At 74.6% G+C, this 1318-nt stretch carries 2 protein-coding genes; one reads left to right on the top strand and one right to left on the bottom strand.

Features of this window, described 5'->3' with window-relative positions; translation table 11 throughout:
- Positions 1-68 precede the first annotated feature (68 nt).
- Positions 69-830 carry an SDR family oxidoreductase gene (locus H5J33_RS35515; protein ID WP_181798758.1) on the bottom strand — a complete coding sequence of 254 codons (762 nt, stop codon included), beginning with the start codon at positions 828-830 and terminating at the stop codon, positions 69-71.
- A gap of 148 nt (positions 831-978) precedes the next feature.
- Between H5J33_RS35515 and H5J33_RS35510 the strand changes: the two genes are divergently transcribed.
- Positions 979-1318 (top strand): helix-turn-helix transcriptional regulator (locus H5J33_RS35510; RefSeq protein WP_181798757.1); only part of this gene is annotated, 340 nt, incomplete at its 3' end.

The following is a 1318-nucleotide window of genomic DNA, read 5'->3' as shown; positions in this document are numbered from 1 at the left end:
CATGCCAGAATGCCGGGCGGTTCCCCACACGACGCCCCGCGCCCGGGGACCGACCCGCCCCGAGGGCCTCACGCCTGCCGGGTCGGGAGCACCATGATCTGGCGGAGGTTGACGTGCCGGGGGCGGCTGGCCACGTAGGCGACGACGTCCGCCACCTCCGCCGCCGACAGCGCGCCGATCTCCTCGAACATCCCCGCCAGCTGCCCGGACAGCTCCGGGTCGCGGACGGACGTCTTCAGCTCGGTGTCGGTCAGCCCCGGCTCGATGTTGGTGACCCGGATGTCCCGCGGCCCGAACTCGGTGCGCAGCGACTGCGACAGATGCGTGACGGCCGCCTTGGTCGCCCCGTACACCGTGTAGCCGGGGAAGGTCAGGTGGGCGGCGACGGAGGAGACGTTCACCAGGTCGGCGGCGCGTCCCTCCGCCGCGGCGGCTTCCAGGTCGGCGGCGAAGGCGCCCACGACCCGCAGCACTCCGGTGACGTTGGTGTCCAGCATCCGCCGCCAGTCCTCGATCCGGCCCTGGGCCACCGGGCCCGGCAGCATCACACCGGCGTTGTTGACGACCAGGTCGACGGCCCCGAACGCCTCGTGGATCCGGTCCCGGGCGGCCGCCACGGACGCGTCGTCGGTGACGTCGGCGACGACGGCCAGCGCCTGCCCGCCGTCCGCCCGGATCTTGTCCGCCAGTGTGTCGAGGCGGTCGGCGCGGCGGGCGAGCAGCGCCACCCGGGCGCCCCCGGCGGCCAGTTGCAGGGCAACGGCCTCACCGATGCCGCTGGCGGCTCCGGTGACGACGGCAACGCGGCCGGACAGGCTCTCGTACGACATGGGTACTCCCTGGAGGACTGCCGTCCGGGGCGGCTCCCCGGCGGTCGGCACCACCTTCGCCGGGTCCGGGGACCGTACCCAGGGATGCGCTTTTCCTGGGTCTGCCAGTACCAGGACGGACCGGCGGCGATCCCCTACGATCGGCGGCATGGACGGGGACCGGACCGAAGCAGCGGTGAGCGACTTCCTGCGCTCGCGCCGCGCCCGCATCAGGCCCGAGGAGGTGGGGCTGCCCGCGCACGGGCGGCGCCGCGTGCCGGGCCTGCGCCGCGAGGAGGTGGCCCAGCTCGCGGGCGTGAGCGTCGACTACTACATACGGCTGGAACAGGGCCGGGGCGCGAGCGTCAGCGACGCCGTCCTGGACGCGGTCGCGCGGGTACTGCGGCTGGACGACACCGAGCACGCGCATCTGCGGGCGGTGGCGCGCCCCGGCCGGCCGAGGACCAGGCACAGGGCGAGACCGGAGGCACCGGAGGTGATCTCGACGG

The sequence above is a fragment of the Streptomyces sp. WELS2 genome (assembly GCF_013870595.1).
In the GTDB taxonomy this organism is placed as follows: domain Bacteria; phylum Actinomycetota; class Actinomycetes; order Streptomycetales; family Streptomycetaceae; genus Streptomyces.
The sequence above is the reverse complement of the archived record's forward strand: the minus strand, read 5'-3'. Positions and strand labels throughout refer to the sequence as shown.

Coding starts and splice junctions, on each gene's coding strand:
- H5J33_RS35515 (WP_181798758.1), bottom strand. CDS start 830: ATGTCGTACGAGAGCCTGTCCGGCCGCGTTGCCGTCGTCACCGGAGCC.